Origin of the sequence: Methylocystis parvus (assembly GCF_049675845.1) — a bacterium.
Classification (GTDB): Bacteria; Pseudomonadota; Alphaproteobacteria; order Rhizobiales; family Beijerinckiaceae; genus Methylocystis; species Methylocystis parvus_A.
Genome location: NZ_CP187161.1, coordinates 120,281 through 146,685, shown reverse-complemented (window position 1 = coordinate 146,685; position 26,405 = coordinate 120,281). Strand labels below are relative to the sequence as shown.

17 protein-coding genes are annotated in these 26,405 nt (G+C 65.5%); 9 read left to right on the top strand and 8 right to left on the bottom strand.

Features of this window, described 5'->3' with window-relative positions; genetic code table 11:
• Positions 1–19 precede the first annotated feature (19 nt).
• Positions 20–2,200, top strand: coding sequence for a glycine--tRNA ligase subunit beta (glyS, locus tag ACPFMJ_RS00840; protein ID WP_424362019.1), 2,181 nt, complete (start codon positions 20–22; stop codon positions 2,198–2,200).
• 344 nt (positions 2,201–2,544) lie between these two features.
• Here glyS and ACPFMJ_RS00835 read toward each other — a convergent pair whose 3' ends face one another.
• Positions 2,545–3,777: a penicillin-binding protein activator gene (locus tag ACPFMJ_RS00835; RefSeq protein WP_424362018.1), complete on the bottom strand. Its 1,233-nt coding sequence runs from the start codon at positions 3,775–3,777 to the stop codon at positions 2,545–2,547.
• Between the two features lie 190 nt (positions 3,778–3,967).
• On the opposite strand from ACPFMJ_RS00835, the gene rsmI reads away from it, so the two are divergent.
• The 4 genes from rsmI to ACPFMJ_RS00815 all read left to right on the top strand — a co-directional run bounded on the left by rsmI (position 3,968) and on the right by ACPFMJ_RS00815 (position 7,430).
• Entirely contained in the window at positions 3,968–4,882 is a 915-nt protein-coding gene (rsmI, locus tag ACPFMJ_RS00830; protein ID WP_424362017.1) for a 16S rRNA (cytidine(1402)-2'-O)-methyltransferase, read from the top strand.
• Between the two features lie 130 nt (positions 4,883–5,012).
• Positions 5,013–5,393, top strand: a complete 381-nt coding sequence (locus ACPFMJ_RS00825; RefSeq protein WP_424362016.1) for a YraN family protein — start codon at positions 5,013–5,015, stop codon at positions 5,391–5,393.
• A gap of 257 nt (positions 5,394–5,650) precedes the next feature.
• Complete coding sequence (locus ACPFMJ_RS00820) at positions 5,651–6,481, top strand: transketolase (protein ID WP_424362015.1); 831 nt, start codon at positions 5,651–5,653, stop codon at positions 6,479–6,481.
• Complete coding sequence (locus ACPFMJ_RS00815) at positions 6,474–7,430, top strand: transketolase family protein (protein WP_424362014.1); 957 nt, start codon at positions 6,474–6,476, stop codon at positions 7,428–7,430. Before ACPFMJ_RS00820 ends, ACPFMJ_RS00815 begins: the two co-directional genes overlap by 8 nt.
• Before the next feature lie 158 nt (positions 7,431–7,588).
• Here the strand turns inward: ACPFMJ_RS00815 and ACPFMJ_RS00810 are convergent, their stop codons facing one another.
• Entirely contained in the window at positions 7,589–8,971 is a 1,383-nt protein-coding gene (locus tag ACPFMJ_RS00810) for a DEAD/DEAH box helicase (protein ID WP_424362013.1), read from the bottom strand.
• Between the two features lie 495 nt (positions 8,972–9,466).
• Here ACPFMJ_RS00810 and ACPFMJ_RS00805 point away from each other — a divergent pair, with 495 nt between their 5' ends.
• Positions 9,467–10,117 (top strand): Fe2+-dependent dioxygenase, encoded by a 651-nt coding sequence (locus ACPFMJ_RS00805; protein ID WP_424362012.1) that lies wholly within the window; start codon positions 9,467–9,469, stop codon positions 10,115–10,117.
• A 66-nt stretch (positions 10,118–10,183) separates the two neighbouring features.
• Here ACPFMJ_RS00805 and ACPFMJ_RS00800 read toward each other — a convergent pair whose 3' ends face one another.
• The 3 genes from ACPFMJ_RS00800 to ACPFMJ_RS00790 form a co-directional block, all read right to left on the bottom strand.
• Positions 10,184–11,956 carry an OprO/OprP family phosphate-selective porin gene (locus tag ACPFMJ_RS00800; protein WP_424362011.1) on the bottom strand — a complete coding sequence of 591 codons (1,773 nt, stop codon included), beginning with the start codon at positions 11,954–11,956 and terminating at the stop codon, positions 10,184–10,186.
• A 699-nt stretch (positions 11,957–12,655) separates the two neighbouring features.
• The gene (locus tag ACPFMJ_RS00795; RefSeq protein ID WP_424362010.1) at positions 12,656–13,363 is read right to left on the bottom strand and encodes a tetratricopeptide repeat protein; all 708 of its coding nucleotides are present in this window, start codon (positions 13,361–13,363) and stop codon (positions 12,656–12,658) included.
• 74 nt (positions 13,364–13,437) lie between these two features.
• On the bottom strand, positions 13,438–15,024 hold the full coding sequence (locus ACPFMJ_RS00790) for a porin (RefSeq protein WP_424362009.1): 1,587 nt from the start codon (positions 15,022–15,024) through the stop codon (positions 13,438–13,440).
• Between the two features lie 376 nt (positions 15,025–15,400).
• On the opposite strand from ACPFMJ_RS00790, the gene ACPFMJ_RS00785 reads away from it, so the two are divergent.
• Entirely contained in the window at positions 15,401–17,188 is a 1,788-nt protein-coding gene (locus ACPFMJ_RS00785) for an OprO/OprP family phosphate-selective porin (protein ID WP_424362008.1), read from the top strand.
• Positions 17,189–17,309: 121 nt separating this feature from the next.
• Positions 17,310–18,530 carry a TCR/Tet family MFS transporter gene (locus tag ACPFMJ_RS00780; protein ID WP_424362007.1) on the top strand — a complete coding sequence of 407 codons (1,221 nt, stop codon included), beginning with the start codon at positions 17,310–17,312 and terminating at the stop codon, positions 18,528–18,530.
• Between the two features lie 391 nt (positions 18,531–18,921).
• Here ACPFMJ_RS00780 and ACPFMJ_RS00775 read toward each other — a convergent pair whose 3' ends face one another.
• From ACPFMJ_RS00775 to ACPFMJ_RS00765, 3 genes are all read right to left on the bottom strand, one after another.
• Positions 18,922–22,674, bottom strand: a complete 3,753-nt coding sequence (locus ACPFMJ_RS00775; protein WP_424362006.1) for an AAA family ATPase — start codon at positions 22,672–22,674, stop codon at positions 18,922–18,924.
• Positions 22,675–23,895, bottom strand: a complete 1,221-nt coding sequence (locus ACPFMJ_RS00770) for an exonuclease SbcCD subunit D (RefSeq protein ID WP_424362005.1) — start codon at positions 23,893–23,895, stop codon at positions 22,675–22,677.
• An 87-nt stretch (positions 23,896–23,982) separates the two neighbouring features.
• A complete protein-coding gene (locus ACPFMJ_RS00765) occupies positions 23,983–25,485 on the bottom strand; it encodes an undecaprenyl-phosphate glucose phosphotransferase (protein ID WP_424362004.1) in 1,503 nt (500 codons plus the stop codon).
• Positions 25,486–25,823: 338 nt separating this feature from the next.
• On the opposite strand from ACPFMJ_RS00765, the gene ACPFMJ_RS00760 reads away from it, so the two are divergent.
• A complete protein-coding gene (locus ACPFMJ_RS00760) occupies positions 25,824–26,396 on the top strand; it encodes an HNH endonuclease (protein ID WP_424362003.1) in 573 nt (190 codons plus the stop codon).
• Positions 26,397–26,405 lie beyond the last annotated feature (9 nt).

The window sequence follows — 26,405 nt, the reverse complement described above, 5'->3', positions numbered from 1 at the left end:
ACAAACGATTGAAAGATAGATGCCCGACCTTCTCCTCGAACTCTTTTCCGAAGAAATTCCCGCGCGCATGCAGCGGCAGGCGGCCGAGGATCTGCGGAAGCTCGTCACCAATGCGCTTGTCGAGCGCGGCCTGACCTATGAGGGCGCGTCCGCCTACGCGACGCCGCGCCGGCTTGCGCTTCAGGTCGTGGGCCTCCCCGCCAAGCAGCCCGACATGCGCGAGGAGCGCAAGGGACCGCGCGTCGGCGCGCCGGAGGCGGCGATCGCGGGCTTTCTGAAAAGCGCCGGCCTCGCCTCGCTCGACGACGCGAAGATCGAGAAGGACAAGAAGGGCGCGGAATTCTACCTCGCCGTCATCGAGCGCCCGGGCGCCGAGACCATCGCCGTTCTGGCCGAGATTCTGCCGGGGATCGTGAAATCCTTCCCCTGGCCGAAATCCATGCGCTGGGGCGCCGCGTCGGAGCGCACGGATTCGCTGCGCTGGGTGCGTCCGCTCCATTCGATCGTCGCCACCTTTGGCCCGGAGACCGAGACGCCAGACATCGTGAATTTCGAGGTCGACGGCATTGCCGCGGGCGACATCACGCGCGGCCATCGCTTCCTCGCGCCCTTCGAGATGCGCGTGAGGCGCTTCGCGGACTATGCGATGACGCTGCAAAAGGCCAAGGTCGTGATCGACCCCGAGCGCCGCCGCGACATCATCCTGCATGACGCCAAGGACCTCGCCTTCGCGCAGGGGCTGGAGCTGGTCGAGGACGCGGGGCTTTTGGAGGAAGTCGCGGGCCTCGTGGAATGGCCCGTGACGTTAATGGGCTCCTTCGACGAACGCTTTCTTTCCATCCCGCCGGAAGTCATTCGCGCGACGATCCGCGTGAACCAGAAATGCTTCGTGCTGCGCAACGAGGACGGCAAGCTCGCCAACCGCTTCATTCTCGTCTCCAATATCGAGGCCACGGACGGCGGCAAGACGGTCGTCGCGGGCAATGAGCGCGTCATCGCCGCGCGCCTGTCGGACGCGAAATTCTTCTACGAGACGGACCTGAAGACAAAGCTCGAAGACCGCCTTCCGAAGCTCGATCAGATCGTCTTCCACGAGAAGCTCGGCACGCAGGGCGAGCGCGTGAAGCGCATCGCGGCGCTGGCGAAGGAACTCGCGCCGATCGTCGGCGCCGATCCCGAAAAAGCCGCGCGCGCCGCGACGCTCTGCAAGGCCGATCTCGTGACCGAGATGGTCGGCGAATTTCCCGAATTGCAGGGCCTGATGGGCAGCTATTACGCCGCCGCGCAGGGCGAGGACGCGTCCGTCGCCAACGCCTGTTACGAGCATTACAAGCCGCAGGGCCAGGGCGATTACGCGCCGAAAGACCCGGTCTCCATCGCCGTCGCGCTGGCCGACAAGCTCGATACGCTCGTCGGCTTTTGGGCGATCGACGAGAAGCCGACCGGCAGCAAGGACCCCTATGCGCTGCGCCGCGCGGCGCTGGGCGTCATTCGCATCATTCTGGAAAATGAGCTGCGTCTGCGGCTCGTTCCGGAGTTCGACCGCCATTACAACGCGTTCTCGTTCCACTCGAAATCGGTCAAGAAACTCGACGGGGAAATGGCTGGAACGAGCGCGCTCGACCTCCTCGAATTTTTCGTCGATCGCCTGAAGGTCTACTTGCGCGACAAGGGCGCCCGCTACGATCTTATCGATGCGGCGCTGGGCGCCGTGGCCTTCGCCGACTCCGAGGAGGAGACCGTCGCGGGCGCGCCGTTACAGGACGACCTGCTCATGATCACGAAGAAAGTCGAGGCGCTCGACAAGTTCCTGGCCACCGACGACGGCAAGAACCTGCTCGCCGGCTTCAAGCGGGCGGTGAACATTTTGAAGGCCGAGGAAAAGAAGGACGGGCCGAACGCCTATTCCCACCGCCATGCGCCGAACCTGCGCATCGAGCACGAAGAGCACAAGCTCGCCGCCGCTATCGCCCGCGCGCGGGAGGAGACCGCCGAGAAGCTGGAGAAGGAAGACTTCGCCGACGCGATGCGCGCGCTCTCCAAGCTGCGCGAACCGGTCGACGCCTTCTTCGACAAGGTGACGGTCAACGCCGAGAACGCCGATCTGCGCCTCAACCGCCTGCGCCTCCTCGCGGAGTTGCGCCGTGTGATGATGGGCGTCGCCGATTTCGGCAAAGTGGCCGGAGAGGCGGGGGCCTGACCCCCACCCTCCCCTTGATGGGGAGGGTCGCGCCGAAGGCGCGGCGTGGGGTGACGCGCGTAGCAGGCGCAAAGAAAGCCCGCTGTCGGCCCTCCGTGGAATCCCTTGGACATGTTGTCGTGGTGGCTCACCCCACCCCGAACGGCTCCGCCGTTCGACCCTCCCCCTCAAGGGGAGGGTGCAAGCGCGGCTCAATGCTGTTCGTGAGCCGCCTCCCTCCCCCTTGCGGGGAGGGGTTAGGGGTGGGGATCGACAACCAAGGTCGTTACCGCGGCTTTCCCCCGCCCTGCCCTCCCCGCAAGGGGGAGGGATAGATTGTCGGCCTTCATCAAGGCCGAAGATCGTTACGCCCCGTTCCCCGTAAACGTCCGAGGCGCGGGCGAGATGATCTTCGCAGCCCCGCCGCCGATTTCGAGCACCGAGAGACCGCGCTCATTGGTGCCGTCCGGCTTGAAGCGGAAGACGCCGTCGGCGCCGTTGAAGCCCGACGGATTGGTCAGCACGCCTTCCGAATAACGCTGCGAGCCCTGCGAGCGCGACAGCGCGATGGCGAGCGACACGGCGTCATAGGCCAGCGTGGCGATGCGCGCCGGGTCCGAGCCGAACTTCGCCTTGTAGCGGGTCGCGAAGGCGTTGAAGCCGGCGTTCTCCGGCGCCGTGAACCAGGCGCCCTGCAGCGCCGGCAGATTCAGCGTGCGCGCGTCGTTCCACAGGCCGGTGCCGATGATCTGCACCTTCTTGGAGTCGAGGCCCGCGGCGACGAGCTCCTTCGAGACCGTCGGCATGGCGTCCGCCTGCTCGGGAATGAAGATCGCGTCGAACTGGTCGCGCGCGGCGGCGAGACGCTGGATCGACTCGGCGGAGGCGCCGGGCTTGTAGCGCTCGATCAGCGGCACGCGCAGACCGTAGTTTGCGGCGCTTTGCTGGAACTGACCCAGCGCCAGCGTGCCGTAATCATTCTCGGGCGCGAGAACCGCGACGGATTTCTTGCCCTTCTGCGACGCGTAATTCAGCCCGCGATCGACATGGCCTTCGACGAGGAAGGACAGGAGATACTGACCATGGCCCGCCGCCGACGTGTCGGTCGAGAAGGCGATGACCGGCTTGCCGGCGGAGCGCGCCACGCGGCCGGCCTCCTTCACGTCGCCGGCGAAGACCGGGCCAAGAATGATCTCGGCGCCTTCGTTGACCGCCGTCTGCGTCGCGGCGGCGGCGCCAGCGGGCGACGACTTGTCGTCCCGAACGAGAATGGTGACGTCGTTGGAGCCGCTGTCAGCGTAAGCGAGCTTCGCGGCGTTGCGCAGCGAGGCGCCGACCGCCGACGGCCCGTTCGGCCCGGTGAGCGGCACAATCAGCGCGACCTTCACGGCGCCCTCGCCGATATTTTCTCCGGCCTCGGCCACGGCCACCTGGCCGCCCGGCGTCGCCGGCGCGCCGACGCGAAGATCCTTGGCGCCGGGAATGCCCGGGCCAGCGCCCGGATTACATGCGGCGAGCGCCAGCGCCGCCACGCCCGCGAAAAGTCCGAGCATGGGGCGGCGCGACAAAGCGCCACGAAAGCCCGTCGAAAAATCCATCCTCATAGAACCCCCTGCGCCGGATCCAGCCTCCGCGCGCGCATTTTCCCGCGCATAGGGTCCGCCTCCCCGCCCGAAAGTCAATAGATGACAGAATGCGCATAAAATGAGGCCTTGCCGAGACCGCACCACTCGTTCCATATTCCGAACGATTGGACGACATATCGAACGACCGCCGGAGATTTTGCCAATGGCCAGCGACGACGCCCCCTCCCCCGCCGCGGGCTACACGGCTTTCGGCCTGCGCGCCGAGGCGGAGAAAATCGAGCCTGGTCTTCACGTTGTCGCGACGCCGATCGGCAATCTCAAGGACATCTCCTTTCGCGCCCTCTCGACGCTGGCCGCCGCCGACGCGGTGATCGCGGAGGATACGCGCGTCACCAAGAATCTTCTCGCGCATTACGGAATTTCGACGCCCCTCATCGCCTATCACGAGCACAACGCCAAGGTGATTCGCCCGCACCTTCTGGCGCGGCTCGAAGGCGGCGCGAAATTGGCCCTCGTCTCGGACGCCGGCACGCCGCTCGTCTCCGATCCCGGCTTCAAGCTGGTGCAGGAAGCGCTGGAAAAGGGCCTCCATGTCACTTCCGTCCCCGGCCCTTCCGCCGTGCTGGCGGCGCTGGTCGTCGCGGGTCTGCCGACCGACCGCTTCTTCTTCGAGGGCTTTTTGCCGCACAAGAGCGGCCCCCGCCGCGCGCGTCTGGCGGAGCTGGCGCAGGTGCCCGGGACGCTGGTGTTTTTCGAGAGCCCGCGACGGTTGGCGGAGACGCTCGCCGACTGCGTCGCCGTGCTCGGCCCCCGCGCCGCGGCGATCGCGCGCGAACTGACCAAGATGTACGAGTCCGTCCGGCGCGGGACGCTCGCCGAACTCTCGGACGCGCTGGCCTCGGAAGAGCCGCCGAGGGGCGAGATCGTGCTGCTGGTGGCGCCGCCGGAAGCCGGCGCGGCTGAAGTCGCGGAAGCCGATCTCGACGCGCGGCTCGCCGAGGCGCTGGGCTCCTATTCCGTAAAGGACGCGGCGAGCGTGGTCTCGGCGGCGACGGGCCAGCCGCGCCGGCAGGTTTACGCGCGGGCGCTGCAATTGGCGGCTGAGCGGGGGAAATAGCCCCCTCCCCAACCCTCCCCCGCTTTCGCGGGAGAGGGCGTTAGACTGCCAATCCTGCTTAGGTTACGCTAGCGCTGATCGTGAGCGTCCCCTCTCCCGCTTGCGGGGGAGGGACAGGGAGGGGGCCTTCGTGACCGACTCTGACGACAACGCCCGCCGCGCCGCCCGCGCCTATGGCCTTCAGGCCGAAACCATCGCGACCCTCTGGCTGCGCGCGCGGCTCTACACGATCCTCGACCGCAATTACCGCATCAAGGACGGCGAGATCGACATTGTCGCGCGACGAGGGCGGACCATCGCCTTCGTGGAAGTGAAGGCGCGCGGCGATCTGGAAGACGCCTTCATCGCCATCACCCCGCAAAAGCAGCGCCGCATCACGCGCGCCGCCAATCGCTGGGTCGCCACGCATCCCTGGGCGATGAATTACACGCTGCGCGCCGACGCGATCTTCGTCGCGCCGGGGAAGTTGCCGCGGCATTTGGAGAATGCGTTCGAGCTGGGGGTCGCGTAACCCACCCTCCCCTCGAGGGGGAGGGTCGAAGCGCAAAGCGCTTCGGGGTGGGGTGACGCTGCGATGATGTCGGCCGACGAGGCTATGCCGAAAAACCTCCCGGCTTTCGGGGCGTTGCTCACCCCACCCCGGCGCTTCGCGCCGCCCCTCCCCCTCGAGCGGAGGGTCAAGGGCGTCCTTAACGATTCATTATCCAAACTGTTTATCAACTCTTACCGCCTACCCTGCTCGCAAACGATTCCCATTCGCGAGAACCCATGGCCGTCACCCCAAAACTAGACACGGTCGCGCTGGCCAAGCGCATCCGGCTCGACGTCGTTCGCATGACGAACCGCGGAAAAAGCTCGCATGTCGGCTCCGCGCTCTCCATCGCCGACATTGTCGCGACGCTTTACGGCGCCGTGCTGAATGTCGATCCATTCCAACCGCAAAAGCCCGACCGCGACCGCTTCTTGCTCTCCAAGGGCCATGCCGGAACGGCCGTCTATGCGGCGCTGGCGGAGACGGGTTTTTTCGATCCGTCGCTGCTCGATCAGCACTACCAGAACGGCTCGATCTTCTCGGGCCATGTCTCGCATAAGGGCGTGCCTGGCGTGGAGCTCTCGACCGGCGCGCTGGGCCATGGGCTCAACGTCGCGACCGGCATGGCGCTGGCGGCGAAGCGCGCAAACGAGCAATGGCGGGCCTTCGCCATGCTCTCCGACGGCGAATGCGACGAGGGTTCGACCTGGGAAGCGGCAATGTTCGCCGCGCATCACAAGCTCGATAATCTCGTCGCCATCGTCGACTACAACAAGCTGCAAAGCCTCGCGCCCGTTTCGGAGACGCTGGGTCTCGAACCCTTCACCGACAAATGGCGCGCTTTCGGCTGGTCGATCGAGGAGGTTGACGGCCACAATCACGCGCAGCTTCTCGCCGCCTTCGCGCGCCTGCCCTTCACCGAAGGTCGGCCTAGCGTGATCATCGCGCACACCACCAAGGGCAAGGGCGTTTCCTACATGGAGAACCAGGTGGCCTGGCATTACCGCACGCCGCTCGGCGCGGATTTCGATCAGGCGATCGCCGAGCTGGAGAGCGCCGATGCGTGACGCCTTCATCGAGACGCTCACCGAGCTCGCGGCGCAAGACCCGCGCGTCGTCCTCATCACCGGTGATCTCGGCTATGGCGTCATCACCAAATTCGCCGAGCGCTTTCCCAATCAGTTCGTGAACGCCGGCGTCGCGGAGCAGAACATGACGTCGATCGCGGCGGGCATGGCGCTGTCCGGCTGGCGCGTCTACACCTACTCCATCGCCAACTTCCCGACGCTGCGTTGCCTCGAGCAGGTGCGCAACGACATCTGCTATCACGATTGCGACGTGACCATCGTCGCGGTCGGCGGCGGCTTCTCCTACGGCCAGCTCGGCATGTCGCATTTCGCGACGGAAGACCTCGCCATCATGCGCGCTTTGCCGAACATGCGCGTCGTGGCGCCGACCGAGAAATGGGAAGCGCAGGATCTCACGCGCGACCTCGCGAAAAAGAAGGGCCCCGCCTATCTGCGCATCGACAAGGACGCAGGCGGCATGGCGCGGCGCGAGGGTGAGCGCGCGACGCTCGGCAAAGCGCGCCGCGTGCGCGAGGGCGCGGACGCGACGATCATCGCAACAGGCGCGATTCTGCGCGAGGCTCTGATTGCGGCCGAAAGGCTCGCGGCGCAGGGCGTTCAGTGCCGCATCGAGGCGATGCACACGATCAAGCCGCTCGACGAACCGGCGATCATCTCAGCCGCAAATGAGACGGGCGGCGTTGTGACGGTGGAAGAGCACAGCCGCATTGGCGGGCTGAAAGGCGCCGTCGCGGAGACGTTGCTATCGCACGGCGCGCGCGTGGGCTTCTTCAAGAGCATCGCCCTGGACGATCAATATCCGACGATCGTCGGCGATCAATCCTATCTGCGCGGGCGCTACGGGATGGACGCCACGGCAATCGAGACGGCGGTGGCTTCGGCGCTGTCGCTTGGTGCGCCTCTAAGCAAGTTGGCGGAGTCGGCGTAGGCCCCACCCCTCGGGTTGACGCCCCTCGTGCTTCGAGACAGCGGCTTCGCCGCTTCTTCAGCATGAGAGGCTTCTTTTTCTGCACAGAACTCTTAGGCCTCACCCTCAAGAGCGAGCGAAGCTCGCGTCTCGAAGGACGAGGCCGCCTTGGGAGTTTGTCAGCCCTGCGGCGCGCTCGGGCGCGGACGGTTGCCGCCCTGCGCGCGGCGCTGGCCGCCGTTTCCGCCGGGGCGCTGCGCATTCTGGCGCTGCCCCTGGGGACGCTGACCATCGCGGTGCTGGCCCTGACGCTGGCCTTCGCGATGCTGGCTCTCGCGTCTCGGATCCTTCGGCGCATGACGGCCGGCGCCATTTCCGCCGCCATTGCCGCGACGGACGCGACGCGCCGGCTCGGCGTCGTCATTGCGGGCGTGCTCGCTGCGACGGTCGGTCGAAGGAATCGACTGGCGCGTCAGCTTCTCGATCTGGCGCAGCAACGGCCGCTCAGCATTGTCGCAAAGCGAAATCGCGCGGCCAGAGGCGCCGCCGCGCGCCGTGCGGCCGATGCGATGGACGTAAGCCTCCGGCACTTCCGGCAGCTCGAAATTCACGACATGCGTCACGCCGTCGACGTCGATGCCGCGCGCGGCGATGTCGGTCGCGACGAGCACGCGCGTGCGGCCCTTGCGGAAGGAGTCGAGGGCGCGAATGCGCTGGCTCTGGCTCTTGTTGCCGTGGATCGCTTCGGCGCCGACGCCCGCCGCGTCGAGATGCTGCGCCACGCGATCGGCCCCGCGCTTGGTGCGCGTGAAGACGATGGCGCGGGAGATGTCGACGTCCTTCATGAGCTCGAGAAGAATGTCGCGCTTGGCGCCGCCGTCGACGAGAAACACATGCTGGTCGACGCGCTCGGCCGTGGTCGCCACCGGCGTCACGGAAACCTGTGCGGGATCCTTGAGCATGTCCTGCGCAAGGCCCGCGATCTCCTTCGGCATGGTGGCCGAGAAGAGCAGCGTTTGGCGGTTCTTCGGCAGCTTCGCGACGATCTGGCGGATCGGCACGATGAAGCCAAGATCAAGCATATGGTCGGCTTCGTCGAGCACGAGCACTTCGCTGAACGCCGGCTTGAAGCGGCCCGAGGCGATATGGTCGAGCAGGCGTCCCGGCGTCGCGACGAGCACGTCGAGGCCGCGCGCCAGCATCTCGATCTGCGGACGATGCGACACGCCGCCGACGATCACGCCGACGCTCGGCCGCATGAACTGGCCGTAGGCGCGGAAGCTGTCGGCGATCTGCGCCGCGAGCTCGCGCGTCGGGGCGAGCACCAGCGCGCGCGCCGTGTACGGAGCGGGGCGGCGGCGATCGGCGGCGAAGCGCTCCAGGATCGGCAGCGCAAAAGCCGCCGTCTTGCCGGTGCCGGTCTGGGCGATGCCGAGAAGGTCGCGGCCCTGCAACAGATAGGGAATGGCCTGGGACTGGATGGAGGTGGGGTTTTCATAGCCTTCGCGATCGAGGGCGCGAAGGAGAATCTCGGACAGGCCGAGATCGGTAAATTTGGTCACTTAGCGTCTTTCATAAGGGAATCGCGCGCCGCAGGCCTCGCAAGGCGCGCGGGTGGTTCGATCCGGTTGCAATGGGAGACTTGCCCTGCGTAGCGGGCCGTCATTGGGACGTGGAGAAGGCTCGACAGCTGGTCGGAGAGGCCCGGAAAGGGAAAGGTCCGATCTACGCGGCTGGAGCGCCCCTGCTGCGGCGCAGCACCACGTTCGTAGAGGAAGCGGCCGCTCCGGTCAATGCGGCGATTTGCACCCAAGACATGATCGGAGTCTATCAGCAACGATCCAGACATAAAGGTCGGCCCGCCCGCGCCTATACTTGCACACATTCGACCGGTCTCCATCCGCGGTCGAAATTAGCGCCCGGCGCGGCTCCGCCAGTTTGCGCCGGGCGCGATCCCCTTCAAAACCTTCACGCAAAACTCTGGTATAAGCCGCCCGTGCGATGAGCGGGCTCGCCTGTCCGTCGGCGGGCCATTCTGGCATGGAAGGGGTGGCGTATTGCTGCTTATCGACAATTTCCTCGATCCGGACACAGCCGCGCGTTTGCGCAAGAAAATCCTGGATACGCCCTTCAATTCTGGCGGCGCAACGGCGACTGGTCGAGCGGCCAAGGTCAAGAATAACCTGCAGATGGATCGGGAGCGGGGGTGGAAGATCCTCGACGACATCGCGTTGCGGCTGATGACGCATGAACAGGTGGAGCTCTACGCCATCCCCAAGCGGATCGCGGCCATGAGCGTCAATCGCTACGACGTCGGCATGGAATATGGGAGCCACACCGACGCGCCAATCATGAACGACTGCCGCTGCGATCTGTCCTTCACCCTGTTTCTCGAGGACCACACGAATTACGACGGCGGCGAACTGGCGCTGGAGCAGGAGCATGGGCTCCTGAAGGTCAAACCGGCGATTGGCAGCCTCTTCCTTTACTCGACCGGACTGACTCACCGCGTCACGCCGGTGACGCGCGGCAGCCGCCTCGCCTGCATCGGCTGGATTCAGAGCCGCGTTCGCGACGAGCAGCAGCGCGCCGTTCTGCGCGAGCTGAACATCGTGCATCGCTCCTATGTGGAGCGGCACGGCCATGACGAACTTGTCGACATGCTCCTGAAGAACTCGGCCAATTTGATGCGCATGTGGTGCGAGTAACAAAAGCCGCCCCGCGATTGCAGGGCGGCTCCCTTCTGGAGCGGGCTACGACGGCTCGTTCAGGTCTTACCAGTAGACCTGCGCGCGGGCCTCGAAGAGGTCCGGATGGGCGCCGTTGAAGTAGAACCCCTGACGGCCCGGCATCGGCGCGCCGATGATGTTGTAGTCGTTGAGCGGCGCCGAGACGTGGAGGACGTGCGTCCAGTTGAACTGGAGATGGACGCCCTTGTCCGGATACCAGTTGAGGCCCGCCGTCACGTTCTCCTGCCGGCCGCCGGCGATGCCGGCGTTCATGATCGCCTGCGAAGCAAAGGTGCCGCCGGGCGCATAGGTCGGATTGGAGAACGCCATCATGTTGGCGAGGCCCGTTCCCGAATAGGGGCCGCTGTTCAGATTGACCGAGCTGTAACGGCCGATCAGGCTGATGGCGCCGAATCCGCCTGAGCTGAGCGGATTCTTGATTTTCGGCTCGAAGAAATTGGCGCCCGCCTTGTCGGAGGTGCTGTAGGCCTGAGCGCGCTCTTCGCCCGTCAGCCAATACTGGCCGTAGATATAGTAGCCGCCGAAGTGAGCGCTCGATCCGCCCGGCGCGAAGACGCCGGCGGCGCGCGCCTGCAGGATCTTGGTCATGTTACGCTGGTAGTCGCTGGCGATGTATTCCGCCTGCATGTCGAACGGGCCGTAAGCGCCGGCGAGTTCGAAGCCGTAGCTCGTGACGTAGCGCGTGCAGTGGCCGGCGGCCGCGCTGAACGGAACGGCGCCGAACATGAAGGCGTTGCCGTAGGAGCCGCAGGACAAATCCGGCGTGCCGAGCAGGCCCTGACCGAGAACCGTCGCCTCCGAGCGAAGACGATTGCCGAGACGCAGGACGCGGTCGTCGGAAAGGCCCGTCGCGTCGTTCGGGCTGTGATAGCGGCCCGACACGCCGACATGCAGAAGGTTATGCTCGTCCCTGATCGGCGCGTAAGTCATGCGGCCAGCGACGTCGACATATTGCGCGCCGCCCGTCGAAACCCAGCCGGCGCCCCTCGGCACGCCCCAGGTCGACGGCGTGTTCTGGCCGGGGCTGATCGAGGCGTCTTCCATCGAGGTGGAGAAAACGCCGATGCGTCCGGTCCAGTTGTCTCCATAGGCGCCGAGCGAGATGCCGATGTGACGGTTCGGAGCAATGCCCTCGACGGCCATGGCGCGTTCGATGAGCGGACGGAATTTCGACGAAGACGTCGATTCAAGGCTGAAGGGCTCGAACTGGCTGCCCACCATGATGAACATGGGGTCCTTCGCCCACGGGATCGACATCGCCGGATGCTGGATGCCGAAGAAGAAGTCGCGAATGCCGCCGAGCGTCTGGTTGTTGCCAGTGACCTGTCCGGTGCCGGCGAAGTCATACTGAAGCTTGTAGAACCAGACCTTCGCCGCCTTGCCTTCCACCTCGAGGCGGATCTGGCGGAAGGCGACCTGGTTGGAGAAGCCGTTGAGCGGCTCGGTGATGCCGCCGCCGTCGACCATGATTCGTCCGCCGACCTTGAAGCTGTACGCCTTGTCTTCCGTCTCGACGAAGATGCCGTTCTTGAAGCTGACGAACACCGGCGGTGGCGGCGGCGGCGCGTCTTTGCTCACGACATGAGCCGCGTTGGCGACGTTCGTCGCCTTCGTCGATGCGGCCGCGGCCTGCGCCTTGGCCTCGCGGGCCTCCTTGCGAAGCTTGGCGATCTCGGCCTCCAGCGCCCGCAGGCGGGCGTCAATCGAGGATGCGTCGCTGGCGGCGAAAGCCAAACCCGAGGCCGAGAACAGCGCGCCAAGCGCCACGCCGCCAATAGCCCATTTCTTCTTCAACATATTTCTCTCCAGCCCTCGTGGGGAAGCGTCTGCGTTTAAGGCTGCGGGATACTCGCCAGCGTTCTACGACAAGTGCGTGACAAACCCAGTATTGATGACAATTTCAATTTCAACACAAAAGTAAAGTTGCCGTTTTGCAACACTGCCACCGGCACTGCTGCGCTTGTGATCATATTTCTGGTGTATTTCCAAGTCACCAATCTCATTTCTGCAGAGGCTATTTTATTGCCGAACAGAAATATAATTCGCAAACCTATGAATGTCTATACATATACGCGCCAGTATCAGACACCTTCGGCAACGTTATGGAAACATATCCGACACACCCCGCCTGCAAGGTGCCAGCGCGTCTTGAGCGTCTTGCGTTCGAGTCGACGTCGGATTGGTTCGTTCCGCCCGCCAGGGTGCAGGACCATGGTCCGCCGGCCTTGGAATCGGCCCCCGTCCAATGGCTTGATAACGCGGGCGCAAAGCCTATCGCCGCAGGGGCGTGGTGGCGGACTTGGCTGAACGGGGCTGAAACAACCCCCGTCGATCAGCCCCTCGCAAGATATGAGCGCTTGCGAGCGCTCCCGTGAGCGAAAGAACGGGACGGCTAATGTAACTAAAAAAAAGCCCCCGGAGGTTCTCCGGGGGCGTTTCTTGCGCCGGAAGGTCCGCCCGATGGAGCAACAGCCCATCGCCGGCGCCGCTACGGAATCAGTCGCAGTCCTTGAGCTTCGATTCCTTGCACTTTTTGGCCAGCTCCGTGGCCTTGGCGATATCCGCCGCCGGGAGCGCCTGTGCGGACAAGTCGAGCATTTCCTTCTTCTGCTCCGGCGGCATGGAGAGGCTCTCGAGACCAATGGAAGCCCACATGTAGGCGCGCAGCGGATCGCGCTCCAAACCCTGGCCCAGAAGATACATGGTTCCGAGATTGACCTGCGATTCCGGGTCGCCCTGCTTGGCCGCGAGACGCATCCATTTCGCAGCCTCCTTGTAATCCTGCGCGACGCCGGCGCCGTCATAATACATGCTGGCGATGTTCGACTGTGCTTCCGCAACGCCCTTATCGGCGGCAAGAAGGCTCCACTTCATCGCCTCCTTGTAGTCCTGCGGCGTGAACTGCCCCTCCAGATACATCGTGCCTAGATTGGCTTGCGCCGGCGCGAAGCCGTTTTCCGCCGAGAGCTTGATCCACTTGATCCCTTCTTTCCGGTCGAGCGGGACGCCCTTGCCGACCATGTAGACGAGACCGAGTTCGGATTGCGCCCGCGCCTCGCCTTTTTCGGCCAGCGGCTTGAGAATTTTGAAGGCGGTCGCAAAGTCGCTTTTCTTGGTCGCGGCGGCGACATCCTCGTAAGGGTCGGCCATCGCCGGGCCTGCCGCAGCGACGGCGAGTAGGAACAGGCAGATGCGCTTTCGCATGAGCACTCCATAAAAGACATGAACGCCCCCGGCGAGGCCGGGGGCGTTCGCTCAGGTGATGTAGCGAGCTAGGCTCAGTAGTTCCACTGCAGCTGCATGCGCAGCAGGTCCGCCTGGAATTGGCGGTACGGGGCCGCGCCGGTATTGGTGCGGTTCATCCTGCTGTAGATCGCCGTCACCTCGACTTCCGGAAGCGGCTGCCACTCCACGCCCACATCAAGTTCGTAAGTGCGCGCCGAGGGGGCGTTGGTCTCGGTCTTCCAGCCGCCGTTGAAGTATTGCCACTTCACGAAGGGGAAGAATGTGCCAAGGCCGAACATCATGTCGTCGTATTTATACGTCGCCTCGATGTAACCGCCGTTGAGGCCCGCCGAGCGGATATAGGTCTGGGTTGGGTCAAGAGCAGGACCACGGCCCCAGTTCCATTCTGCCTTGAGTCCGAAGGGCTGCGGATAGATCACGCCGGTGACGGCCACGCGGTCGTCCTTCACGCCCTGACAGCCATTAAGACAGCCATAGCTGTAAGCGCCGACGCCCGGATAGTTGCCGAGAACCAGGTTGTTCAGGTTGTTGTAGCCGGGCGCGTTGATGAACGGCACGCCGGCCCCGAACCATCCGGGAGGACGGTAACCCGCCCAATTTGTCGTCATGCCCACCGACGGCGTGATCGAGGACGTGGCCGGCATGTAGCGGCCGGTATAACCCTGGATCGAGGCTTCGACGATCTGACCGTTCTCGAAGACGTAGGGATAGGTGAAGCGGCTGACGATATGGACGCCGTTGTTCAACTCGATGCGGTTCGCGCCCTGGCCGTTATAGACGCCGAGAGCGAACATGCCGTAGTCGCCTGAACCCTTGAGGTTGTTCTTCACGAGATCGCGGAGCAGGTGACGGACATGCTCGGGCGTGTAGTAGAAGAAGACGCCAAGGTCGCGTTCGTCCTTACAGCAGCTGTTGATCGCGTCGGCGCGGTCCAGCGCCAGACGGTTTTGCGAGGACTGCATGTTTTCGAAGCCGTACGGGATCTTCGACTGGCCGACGCGGAAGCGAAATTCCTTCTTCTCGTCGATTGAGATGTCGGCATAGGCGTCGCGCATCTGAGCGAAGTTGCCAGCCGAGTTTCCATAAGTGCCGATCTGCACGTAAGGCTGGTTGTAAAAGGCGTAGGTTGGGTTGACGCCAGCAGTCGCAGCATTGCTGAAGGTGCCTGACGGCGCGGAAGCCATATCCATCTGCAGGTAGAGATAGAGGTGGCTGGAAACGTCGCCCGAGAAGATGAGGCGCGTGCGGCGCAGAAGGAAATTACGACGTGGGCCAACCGAGCGGTCGTGAGGGCTGTAGACGTCGTTCCAACCACTGGCGTCGATCGTGTCGTTGTACCGCATCTGCGTATAGCCGCGGATGCTGAGCTTTTCGTACCAATGCTTCGGCGCGTCGGGCGCGGCGTGGCCGGCGGCCGCCGGAGCCGCATGAGCAGTCTGCTGCGCAGCCGCCTTGGCGGCGCGCCTGGCGGCGGCTTCTTCGGCTTCGAGCTTATTCAGGCGCGCCTTCAGCGCGCGGATTTCAGCCGCCGTGTCGGCGGATGCCGGAGCGGCGGCGAAAGCCGCCGACAGGCCGAGCGCCGCCATCGCGAGCGCGCGGTATCCAGATCGGAATTTCATTGGTCGTTCCCCAAGCGTTAACTTCCGGGAGCGACTGAAACCGCCGCTGGATGACAGCTACGTGACAAATCCGGTTCCGGGGAAATTGTGACAGACGGCTCGGCTCGGGCTGTGGCGCCTGAGACACAGTTTCTCCATCGCAAGTCGCTCAAAACGCGACTTTTTCGTCACAGCGCCCGAACTTTGCCGGCGCGTTTCCGGCCTCCGTCCCGAATTCGGCGAGCCGCGGAGAGAATCCGCGAGAGACGGCTGATCATCACCAGGCGATTGCGCTGGAAATCGCGCTTTTTCGCCACATTCCGCCTCATTATGACGCTCATGTGACAGGCGAGATTCGCTTCTTTGATCCGCCGTCCTTTCAATCGCGTGAGGGGCCATGGCGATTCTCGTGAAGAAGCATGTCATGGCGTCGAGCGCCCTGGTCATGCTGCTGTGCGCGACCGGCGCTCAGGCTGCAGCCGACGCAAACGCCATCGAAGCGCGGCTGCGCGCCCTCGAAGCCGAGATCGCCAAACTGCGCAAGGAAGCGCGCGCAGCCAAGGCTCAGGCCGCCGCGGCGTCCAACGCCGCGAACAAGGCGACCAACGTCGTCAACGCCGCCCACGCCAAGGTCGATCCCAACGCGCCGCCCCCGCCTCCGCCGGTCTTCGTCTCCTTCAGAAACGGCATCTTCGTCGAGACGGAAGACAAGGCTTACAGCTTCAAGGTCGGCGGCCGCATCATCGTCGACGGCGGCGGCATTACCGAGCCGCTCAACGGCTTCTCCAATCAGGTTGGCTTCCGCCAGATTCGTCTCGAGGTCGAGGGCAAGGCCGCGAAGGTCTGGTTCTACAAGCTGCAATACGACTTCGCCGGCACGAGCCAGATCACCGGCAACAACCAGGTCCTCGGCGGCATTCGCGACTTCTTCTTCGGCATCCAGCACCCGGCGATGACGCTGCCATGGTCGAAGGACCCGATGTTCATCATCGTCGGCAACCAGTTCGAGCCCTTCACGCTGGAGATGACCTCGTCGACCAAATACCGCTCCTTCCTGGAGCGCGCGATGGCGGTGGACGGTTTTGGCGCCGCGCGTCACATCGGCGCGGCCGTGGGCGCCTATGGCGACAACTGGTCCGCGAAATTGGGCGTCTTCTCGACGAGCCCGGAGGACGCCTCGCTCAATCCCGGCCAGAACACGCCCTCAACTTGGGGCGTGCCGAAGGGCGCCGGCTGGGTCTCAACCGGCGGCGCGCAATATGTGGACGTCGCCGGCCGCATGACCTACGCGCCGATCAAGGACGAGCACGATCTGCTGCATATCGGCGTCTCGGGCCGCTATCACAGCCCGAACGACGCGACAGGCCTCTCAGACGATCGCGTTCTGCGCCTCGGCAACCGCCTGCGCTCGGAGGCGAACATCCTCGGCCAGGGCCTGCTCGGCACGCCGGACCTCTCCTGCGGCTCCTACGGAAGCGGCGGCCTTTTCGGGGGCGTTCCCTTCAGCCCCGCCGCCGGCAACTGCACGAGAGACGTGACGAGCTACGCATTCGAGCTTGCCGCCGCGCACGGCCCCTTCGACATGCAGGCCGAATATGTCGCCACCGACTACCACCGCAACATGGACAAGGTTCTGCAGGCGCGCGCCAGCGGCGTCTTCGCGCCTGGCGGGTCGAGCGCTCACTTCAGCGGCTATTACGTCTACGGCCATTACTGGCTGACTGGCGACGAACGCGCGACCGCCTATTCCACCTCCGACAAGGCGGGCGCCAACTTCTTCGAGCCGAAGATCAAGAACCCGGTCAGCGCGGGCGGCTTCGGCGCCTTCAGCCTCGTTGGCCGCTACAGCGCCATCAATCTGAACAGCGGCCCCTATTCGGGCTCGGGCCTCGCCAATATGCTGGCCGTCACCAACCCGACCTATTCGCCCGCGGGCAATTTCGCCTATCAGTCCGTCCTGAACGCGGGCGTCGCCGGCGGCCGGCAGGAGAACGTCACGGCCGGCTTCGACTGGTATCCTGACAAGGGCATCCATCTCCAGTTCAACTGGACCCATGTGTTGCACGTTTCGGCGCCGCTCAACGATTACAACATCGTCGGCTCCTTCCTGCCGCAGCGTCAGGGGGCCTACATGAATGGCGCGCATCCGGACCTCTTCGAGGCCCGCGCGCAGGTTTACTGGTAAGGAAAGGCCGCTCCTGCGCCGCCCCGCCTGCCGCTGGGCGTCGTTCACGGCAGGGGTTCTTGCCCGACACGGGCTTTGCGGCTATCCGAACCGGAAACCCTTCCAAGCCTCAAGGCGGCCCATGACTTCCGCGCCCGCGCCTCGTAGAGAGGCGGCGTTCATCTTCATCCTCATCACCGTCGCGCTCGACATGCTGGCGCTCGGCGTCGTCATCCCCGTGCTGCCGAAGCTGATCGCGCAGTTCGAGGGCGGCGACCTCAAATCAGCGGCGCGGATCGTCGGCCTGTTCGGCTTCGCCTGGGCGGCGATGCAGTTCTTCTTCCAGCCGGTGCTCGGCGCCCTCTCGGATCATTACGGCCGCCGCCCCGTCGTGCTGGCGTCCAATCTCGGCCTCGGGCTCGACTACGTCTTCATGGCGCTGGCGCCGTCCCTGCCCTTCCTTTTCGTGGGGCGGCTGATTTCCGGCGCGACGGCGGCGAGCGTCGCCACGGCGAACGCCTATATCAGCGACATCACGCCGCCCGAAAAGCGCGCCGGCCGCTTCGGACTCATCGGGGCGGCTTTCGGCCTCGGCTTCATCCTCGGCCCGGCCATCGGCGGCGCGCTCGGCGAATACGACCTGCGCTTTCCCTTCTGGGCGGCGGCCTTTTTCAGCCTCGCCAATTTCGCCTATGGCTGGTTCATCCTTCCCGAGTCCCTCGCGCCGGAGAAGCGGACGGAAAAGGTGGTCTGGCGCAGCGCAAATGTGCTCGGCTCCTTTGAATTCCTGCGCAGCCAGAAGACGCTCTCGCTCTTCGCGGCCGCGCTTTTCCTCTCTTATCTTGCGCATGAGTCGCTGCCGGCGCTCTTCGTGCTCTACACGCAGAGCCGCTACAATTGGGACCCGAGCACCACCGGCTGGGCGCTCGCCATTGTCGGCATTTCCCAGACGGTCGTCTCGGGCGGCCTCGTCCGCCCCGCGGTCGCGCGGCTCGGCGAGAAGACGACGCTGACCATCGCGCTCGTCAGCGGCGCGCTGGGGCTCATCGCCTACGCCTTCGCGCCGACGGGCGCGATCTTCATGGCGGCGCCGCCGCTCATCGCACTGTGGGGCATGGCGAACCCGTCTTTTCAGGGCCTCGCGACGCGCCTTGCGGGACAGTCGGAACAGGGTCGCCTGCAGGGCGCGCTGGGAAGCCTGCGCGGCGTCTCCGGCATGATCGGCCCGCTCTTCTTCTCGCAGATCTTCGCGGCGTCGCTGTCTTTCGACCTCTTCATCGGCGCGGGCTATTTCGTCGCCGGACTGCTGCTTGCGACGAGCCTCTTTATCGGCCTCAAGGCGATCAGCCGGGGAGCGAACTAACCGTTACAAGCTGGCGCCGAGCGACGCTATCTTTCGCCCGGCTTCGCCGGCCTTTCGTGGCGACGGGTCGATTTCTTTTTGTGCGTCCCACAACACACGCACTCATAGTCGATGGTTTGCGTGCGCCGCGCAGGCCCCGCGACCGCATCGGCCGCCGAGGGCTCGCCCTCCGCCGACGCAAGCGCAGTCGGAGCCTTCGCCCCGACGGGCCCGGCTGTCAGAAAAAACAGCAGCAGGGCGAGAGCACCGGCTCCACGCATGAACGCCTCCACGCCTTCGTCATCGTCGGCAAACAGCAAACGAGGCTGGAGACGACACTTCTCGTGGAAGGCTACGCTAACCAGCTGCGCGGACGCCAGCAATAAAGCGCGCGACCCTCCTGGAAAAGCTGCTAACCGCCAAATCCCGGCGCGGTGAGCCGCACGCGGCTGATCCCGCCGCCGCGCCGCTCGACGCAGATCTTCGTCGCGATGCGCGCCTGCATCGACTCGACATGGCTGATGACGCCGACCTTGCGCCCCTGCCCTTGCAAATTCTCCAGCGCGTCGATCGCGACGTCGAGCGTCGCGGAATCGAGCGCGCCGAATCCTTCGTCGATGAAGAGCGTATCGACGAAGGAGTCGCGCCCTTCTAGCCCCGCCAGCGCCAGCGCCAGAGCGAGCGACGCGAGAAAACGCTCGCCGCCCGATAGCGAGCGCGTCGAGCGCCGCTCGTCGCCAAGGTCGCGATCGACGATCTGAAGCCCGAGCGAGCCCATCTCGCCAGCGCGCTCGAGCCGGTAACGCGGCGACAGCAGCGCGAGACGCTGATTGGCGAGCGCGACGAGTTGCTCGAGCGTCACGCTCTGCGCGAAGCGGCGGAACTTGTCGCCCTCCCTCGAGCCGATCGCGGCATTGATCTCGTCCCAGACTTTGCGCGTCGCGCGGGCGGCCTCGATTTCCGCCGACAGGCTTTCCGCGCGCCCGCGCGCCGCGTCGTCGCGATCGAGCCTTTCCTGCAAGGCGCCGAGCCGCCCCGCGAGTCCGTCGAGCGCCTGCGCCAGTTCCGCCGCCCGCGCGTCGAGCGCCTCGCGCGGCGCCTCGGGCGCCCCCCTGGCCTCCGCCTCGGAAAGATCAGCGCGGCGTTGTTCGGCGGCGGCCTGCGCGGCGCGCAGCGCCGACTGCGCGGTCTCGACGGCGCGGCGCATCGCCTCCGCCTCGTCGCGAGAAATCGCAAGCAGCGCCTTGGCCTGTTCTTCATCAAAGCCCGAGGCCGACAGAAGGTCGCCGAATGCGATCCGCGCCGCCTCAAGGTCGCGCAGGGCTCCTTCGACCTCGCGGCGCGCTACGGCGCAGGCCTCATCCGCGGCGGCGCGCGCCTTGTCGGCCTCGGCGGCGCGCGCCTGCGCCGCCTCATGCGCATTGCGGGCCTGAGAGCGGTTCTCCTCATGTCGCGCGCGATGCGCCGCCGCCGCCTCGCCGCCGAGCATTGCCGCGCGACGCTGCTGCAACGAGGCGAGGTCGGCGGCGCGCGTCCTATGGTCTTCGGCGGCCGCCCCCGCCTGCTCCGCAGCGGCGTCGGCTTCCGCGGCGAGCGCCGCGATCCTTGGGGCGAGTTCGGCGAGACGCGCCTCGGCGCCTTCTGCCGCAGCCAGCGCCGCCCGGTAGAGCGCGCCTGCCTCTTCCAGACGACGGCGCGCCCCCGCACCGTCGCGATCCAGATCGCCTTGCGTGAGATCGCAGAGCGGCAGGAAGGGAGACAGCGAGCGATCAAGCGACGCGATGCGCTCACTCGCGCTCGCGAGCTTTTCCTCATAACGCGCGCGCGCTTCTCCGGCGATCCGCATGAGGTTTTCAGCTTCGGCCCGTACAGCGCCCCGCGCCTCCATCGCCGCGCGCGTCTCGTCGACGCGCTTGCGCAGGCGTTCGATTTCGCGCCGCAAATCCTGCGCCGTCGCCGCGATCGACTGGATCGCGCCGCGCTCCTCCGCAGCATTCTGCAAGAGCGATGCGAGCGGCGCGGCCGCACCGGCAATGTCGGCGGGAGCCCCCGCATTCGGCGCCTGCGCAAGATAAGCGATATAATCCCGGGCGGCGGCTGCAAGAGTCGCGCTCGCCTCATCCAGACGTCGAGCGGCGTCGTCCTTCAAGGCGCGCGCCGTCGCCTCGCGCGCCCCGATGTCGGCTATGTCCTTGTCCGTCTGCGTCAGTGCGCGGCGAGCGGCGTCGCGCTTTGCGCGCAGCGTCTCGACCAATTGCTGCGCCGCGCCCCCGGATTGCGCGAACGGATGCTCCGTCGCGCCGCAAACAGGACATTGCTCGCCCTCCACCAGCGCCGCGCGCAGCTTCAACGCATGCGGATCGGCCGCCGCCTCGGCGAGTTCGGCGAGCCTCTCGGCCTCCTCTCGTTGCGCCTCCAGCGCGTCGCGCGTCGCGCGTCGCATCTCGACGTCGGCTGCGAGCGTGTTCGCCTCGGCCGCGAAGCGCGCGAAATCGCCCCCCGCGCTCTCGGCCCTTTCCCGGGCGGCGTCATGACTCGCGGCGAAGGCGGCCATCGCCTTGAGCGCCTCATGGATTTGCGACAATTCTTCGAGCCTGCTGGCGGCGACGTCACCGTCGAGCGCTGCGTATGCGGCCTCACGCTCGCCCATCTGCGCCGAGATTTGCGCGACCGCCGCGCGATCCGCCTGGTCTTCGGCGTCGAAGGCGGCGCGCGCATCCTCGGCCCGCTTCAGGTCTTGCAACGCCCCCTGTAACGCCGTCGCGGCTTCGCCCTTTTCTTTCAGGAATTGGGCGCGCTTTGCGAGCCAATCCTCGATTTCGCGCCAGCGCTCGCTCAAAGGCTGCGCTTTCGCAAGCCTGTCGAGCGCAGCGCGCGCAGCGTCGCGGGACGCCGCCGCCGCGTCCCGGTCGGCGATAGCCGATGCAAGCGCCCGGCTTTTTTCGTCGTGATGCTTGCGCGCCGAAGCCTCATTGACGCGAGCGCGCTCGGTCTCCTGCGCCTGCGTCACGATGCGCGCGTCGAGCGCGGCCACCTCGTCCCAAAGCGGCGCGAGACGCGCAATGTCGGCCTCGGCGACGGAGAGAGCTTCGGCGGCGACTTGCGCGCGCTCATTGGCGTCATTCGACGCCTGACGCGACGCCTCCGCCTTTTCTTCGGCCTGCGCCGCCGCGCCCCTGCGGTCGAAACACGCGCGCACGGCTTTGCTCATCTCGTCTCGCGACGCGCGCAATGGTTCGGCGCTGGCCAGCTCCGCGAGACGCCGCCTTTGGTCCGCGAGCGCGCTCCACCCCTGCTCAGCGGCCTCGCGCGCCGCTTCGGCCTGACCGAGCCGGTCGCGCGCCTGCGCGATGGCCGCAATACGCGCCAGCGAGGAGCGGACCTCTTCCTGCTCAGCCGAAAGCGCCGCTCTTTGCGCCCCGATTGCGTTGATCTCCGCGTCGATCGCAGCGCGCTCCTCCTCCGCCATCACGCCAATGTCGGAAAGCCGCGACTCCAGCGCCGCAAGCGCATTCTTCGCTTCGCCCCAGCGCTCGAAAGCGCGCCGCGACAGGATGCCGTAAATCTCCGCGCCGGTGATCTTCTCCAGAAGATCGGCGCGCTCCTTGGCGTCGGCGCGCAGGAACGCGTCGAAATCGCCCTGCGCCAGCAGCGCCGTGCGACGGAACTGGTCGAAGGTGAGATCCGTGAGTTCGACGATGCGCCGGTTGACCGGCTCTACCCCCGACTCCACGGCCTCGACCTTTTCGCCGCTTTCGTGGATGCGCCACAGCGCGCGCGCCCGCTGTTGCAGTCTGCCGACGCCCTTGCCTCTGGCGCGCGCAAGATCGCAGCGCGCGCGATAGCGATTCCCGTCGCGCGCGACAAAATCCACTTCGGCGAAGCCTTTTCCCGCGCCGCGCCGCAGAATGGTCCGTGGGTCGTTCTCCTTGATGCTGGCGCCCGAGGGATCGGGCATCTCGTCGCGCGCGCCGGGCGCGACGACGCGCGGAAATTCGTCGTAAAGCGCGAGACACAGCGCGTCGAGGATCGTCGACTTGCCTGCGCCCGTCTCACCGGTGATCGCAAAGAGCCCTGTCGAGCGCAGAGGCTCCTGCTCGAATTCGATAAAGAAACGCTCGGCGAGGCTCGCGAGATTCTCGCCCCTGATTGCGAGAATGCGCACCTACTCTTCCTCCGCGAGGCGGTCGAAGCAACGCAGATGTTCTTCCGCCGGCGCGACGCCATGGGTCGCCTCGAAGGCTTCGCGGAAGAGATCGAGCGGCTTGCGTTCAGCGAGGCGCATGGGCGCCACCTGCGGAGCGTCGGCGCGCTGCGGGCGCTCGACGGCGAGCGACACGAGGCGAATGGGGAATTTCTCGCAAATGGCGTCGATTTCGCTTTTCAGCCCCGGCGCCGGGCCATCGATTTTCACGGCGAGATGCACGAAGGGTCGGGCGGAGTCGGGCATCTGGGGATCGATGGCGAGGGCTGCAAGCCCCTTCTCGATGTCCGCCACGTCTATCGCGCCCTGAGCGGGAACACGAAGATGCGCCACGCTGCGTTCGAAGGCGACATGCTCGGCGGATGCGAAGCCGCGCTCGCCGAGCTCGACGATGGTCGCGCCATGTGAATAGCCGATCTCCGTCTTCGACATGGGAATGAGGGCGCCCGAATAGCGGATCGACTCCCGCCCGACTTTCTGCGGCCTGTGCAAATGGCCGAGCGCCACATAGGCGGCGTCTTCCGGGAAAATATCGGGCGGCGCGGCGTGCTCGCCGCCGACGAGAATGCGCCGTTCGGCGCCCTCCGACTCCAGCCCGCCTGCGACATGGAGATGCCCCGTGAGCACGAGCGGCGCGCTTCCAATACGCGCGCGCGCGGCCTCCACCGCCTCGCGATAGAGCGCGCGCACGCCCCACACCACCGTCGAGCCGGCGACTTCCGCTCCCGCGACCGGCAAGTCTGCGGCGCGCGGATAGGGCAATGCGAGGAGATAGGCCCCGACCGCGCCCGAGGAGTCGCGGATCGGCAGCAGATGCGCGTCGAGATCGAGCGCGCCGCCCTGCCGCGCGATGACGCCCACCGAATGCACGCCGGCGAGTTCGAACAAGGCGCGCGGCGCCTCGAGGCGGCCTGCCGGATCGTGATTGCCGGCGAGCAGCGCGAGGGTCGCGCGGGGACAGGCGGCGCGCAGGTCGCGCAGCGTGTCGTAGAGAAGGCGCTGCGCCTCGGCGGAGGGATTGAGACTGTCGAAAATGTCGCCCGCGACGATGACCGCATCCACGTCGCGATCTTTCGCCAGGGCGATGAGCTGCGCGAGCGCGGCGCGATGCTCCGCCTCGCGCGACCAGCCTTGCAGCGCGGCGCCCAGATGCCAATCGGCGGTGTGGAGAAGTCGAATCACGGCTCCTCCTATAAGCAGCAAGCGGCAGGCTCGAAGCAAGCGATACGCAACGCGCCCGCCCCTCGCCTGCCGCCGGCCCCTCAGCCGTCAAATCGCGTTACGATACGCCTTACGCGAGAAGACGGTGAGGAACATGATCCAGATGTCGAAAAGCAGCGACCAGTTATCGATGTAGTAGAGGTCGTGCTCGACCCTCTGGCGAATTTTCTCGGGCGTATCGATCTCCCCCCGCAGGCCGTTGACTTGCGCCCAGCCGGTAATGCCGGGCTTGACGTTGTGGCGGCGGGCGTAGAGCGCGACGCGGCGCTCGAAAAGCTGGTCATGCGCGAGCGCGTGCGGGCGCGGCCCGACAAGCGACATGTCGCCATGCAGCACATTAAAGAGCTGCGGCAGCTCGTCGATATTGTATCGGCGAAGGAAGCGTCCGATGCGCGTCACGCGCGGATCGTCGGCGGTCGCCTGCCTGACATGCCGGTCGTCCTCCATCGTCCGCATAGTGCGGAACTTCACGATGCGGAAGGTCTCACGATTGAAGCCGTAGCGGCGCTGGTAGAACAGCGCCGGCCCCTCGCTTTCGAGGCGGATGAGCAAGGCGCAAAGCAGGAGCATCGGCGAGAGCGCGATAAGCGCAGCGGCGGACACGACGAGGTCGAAGGCGCGTTTCGCCGCCACCTCGACGAGATTGAGCGGATGACCCGAGAGGCTGAGGCTCGAGATAGCGCCGACCTTGTCGATATGCGCGTCGACGAAGCGGTCGAGCACGCGCTCGGGCCCAAGATGGATGCGGGCGGGAACGTGCAGAAAGGCTGTGACGCAATCGTCGATCACGTCGGTGCGCGACCACGGCGCGAGGATGAAGATGTCGTCGGGCCGCAGCATGCGCGCCGAGGCGACGGCGAGGGCGAGGTCGTCGCCGAGCGTGTGTTCGCTGTCGCGCAGCACGACCGAGGCCACGACATTCATGCCGCAGGCCCAGGGCCGATACCGATAGGTGAAGGTTTCGACGTCCTTCTCGAGCCCCACGAGAAAGACCCGGCGCGCCGAAACGCCGCCGGTTTCGGCGCTGGCGCGCACGAGATGGCAAAGGGTCGCGCGCTGCGCCAGCAGCGCCGCGAAGCCCGAGATATAGGCCAGAACAAAGGCGCCGCGCGAGGTTTCCTCGGTCGTCTTGGTCAGGAAGCCGATTGCGACCGCAAAGAGGGTGACGAGCGTCCACAGGGCGAAGGAACGCCAGGCGTGGCCGCGAAGCTGCAGGTATTTCGCGAAGGAATATTCGTGGCGCACGGCATTGGCGAGCAGAAAGGCGCCGGCGGCGATAAGGCAGGGCTGCAGATTCGCGGCCGTGAGCCCGCTCTCGCCATAGGCGGCCATGTGGTACGTGATCTGCGCGGCGACGCCCGCCGCGGCGATTGTCAGGAAATCGAGCGATGCGGCGAGTATTGAAAAGCACAGCCGAACGATCGCCGTGTTCCCGTGGGGGGCCCAGCCTTGGGTCTTTCTTTCAGTTTTCTTCTGAGACCGTCGTCCAGCCGTCCTGAACGATATTTCAGCACGCGCCTGCTCTTCACGAAATTCGACCTGATGGGACAAGACCTGTCTCCCAGTCGGACGCACCTGTCTCAATTTGCGACAAAGTGCATCCGCGACGGAACGTTTTGCTTATCCGCTGCAATTCGCGAACCTTTTAACCTCCATACGGACCCGGATAATCCAATTCTATTGCATTTTCTCGCGAATAGCTTAGCTTAAAAATTTCCTCAAACGGCGATCAATACTTTCCGGCCTGCGCCGAAAAACCCGCCCGCATCTGCTCCGGGCGCCCTTCACAAGCGCGTCATCCTCCCTGTAAAATATCGATAATCGCAAAAGGCCTAGTTGGACCTTGGCGCGGTCCATCGGGCCCTTCTTGAAACCGAGAGGCTGGCAGGGTGACCGCTCACTTTCGAAACCAAAATGTCTCGCCGCAGGCCTGTCCCGCGCTTGTGCTCAACGCGGACTACAGGCCGCTGAGTTACTATCCCCTTTCGCTGTGGGGATGGCAGGACGCGATCAAGGCCGTCTTCCTCGACCGCGTCAATATCGTCTCGGAATATGAGAAGACGGTCAAAAGTCCGAGCTTCGAGATCCGTCTTCCCTCGGTGGTTTCGCTGAAGGAATATGTAAGGCCGGCCCGTCAGCCGGCCTTTACTCGTTTTAACGTCTTCCTTCGCGATCGATTCACCTGCCAGTATTGCGGCGCTCATGACGAACTGACCTTCGATCACGTCATTCCGCGCTCCAAGGGCGGCGCCACGACATGGGAGAACGTCGTCGCGGCCTGCTCGCCCTGCAATCTGCGCAAGGGCGACCGCCTGCCGCGCGAAGCGCATATGTTGCCGGCTCAAACGCCGTATCAACCGACGATCGTCGACCTGCATCGCAATGGCCGCCTGTTTCCGCCGAATTATCTGCATGAAAGCTGGATGGATTATCTATACTGGGATTCAGTGCTCGAGCCGTAAGCCGGGCGC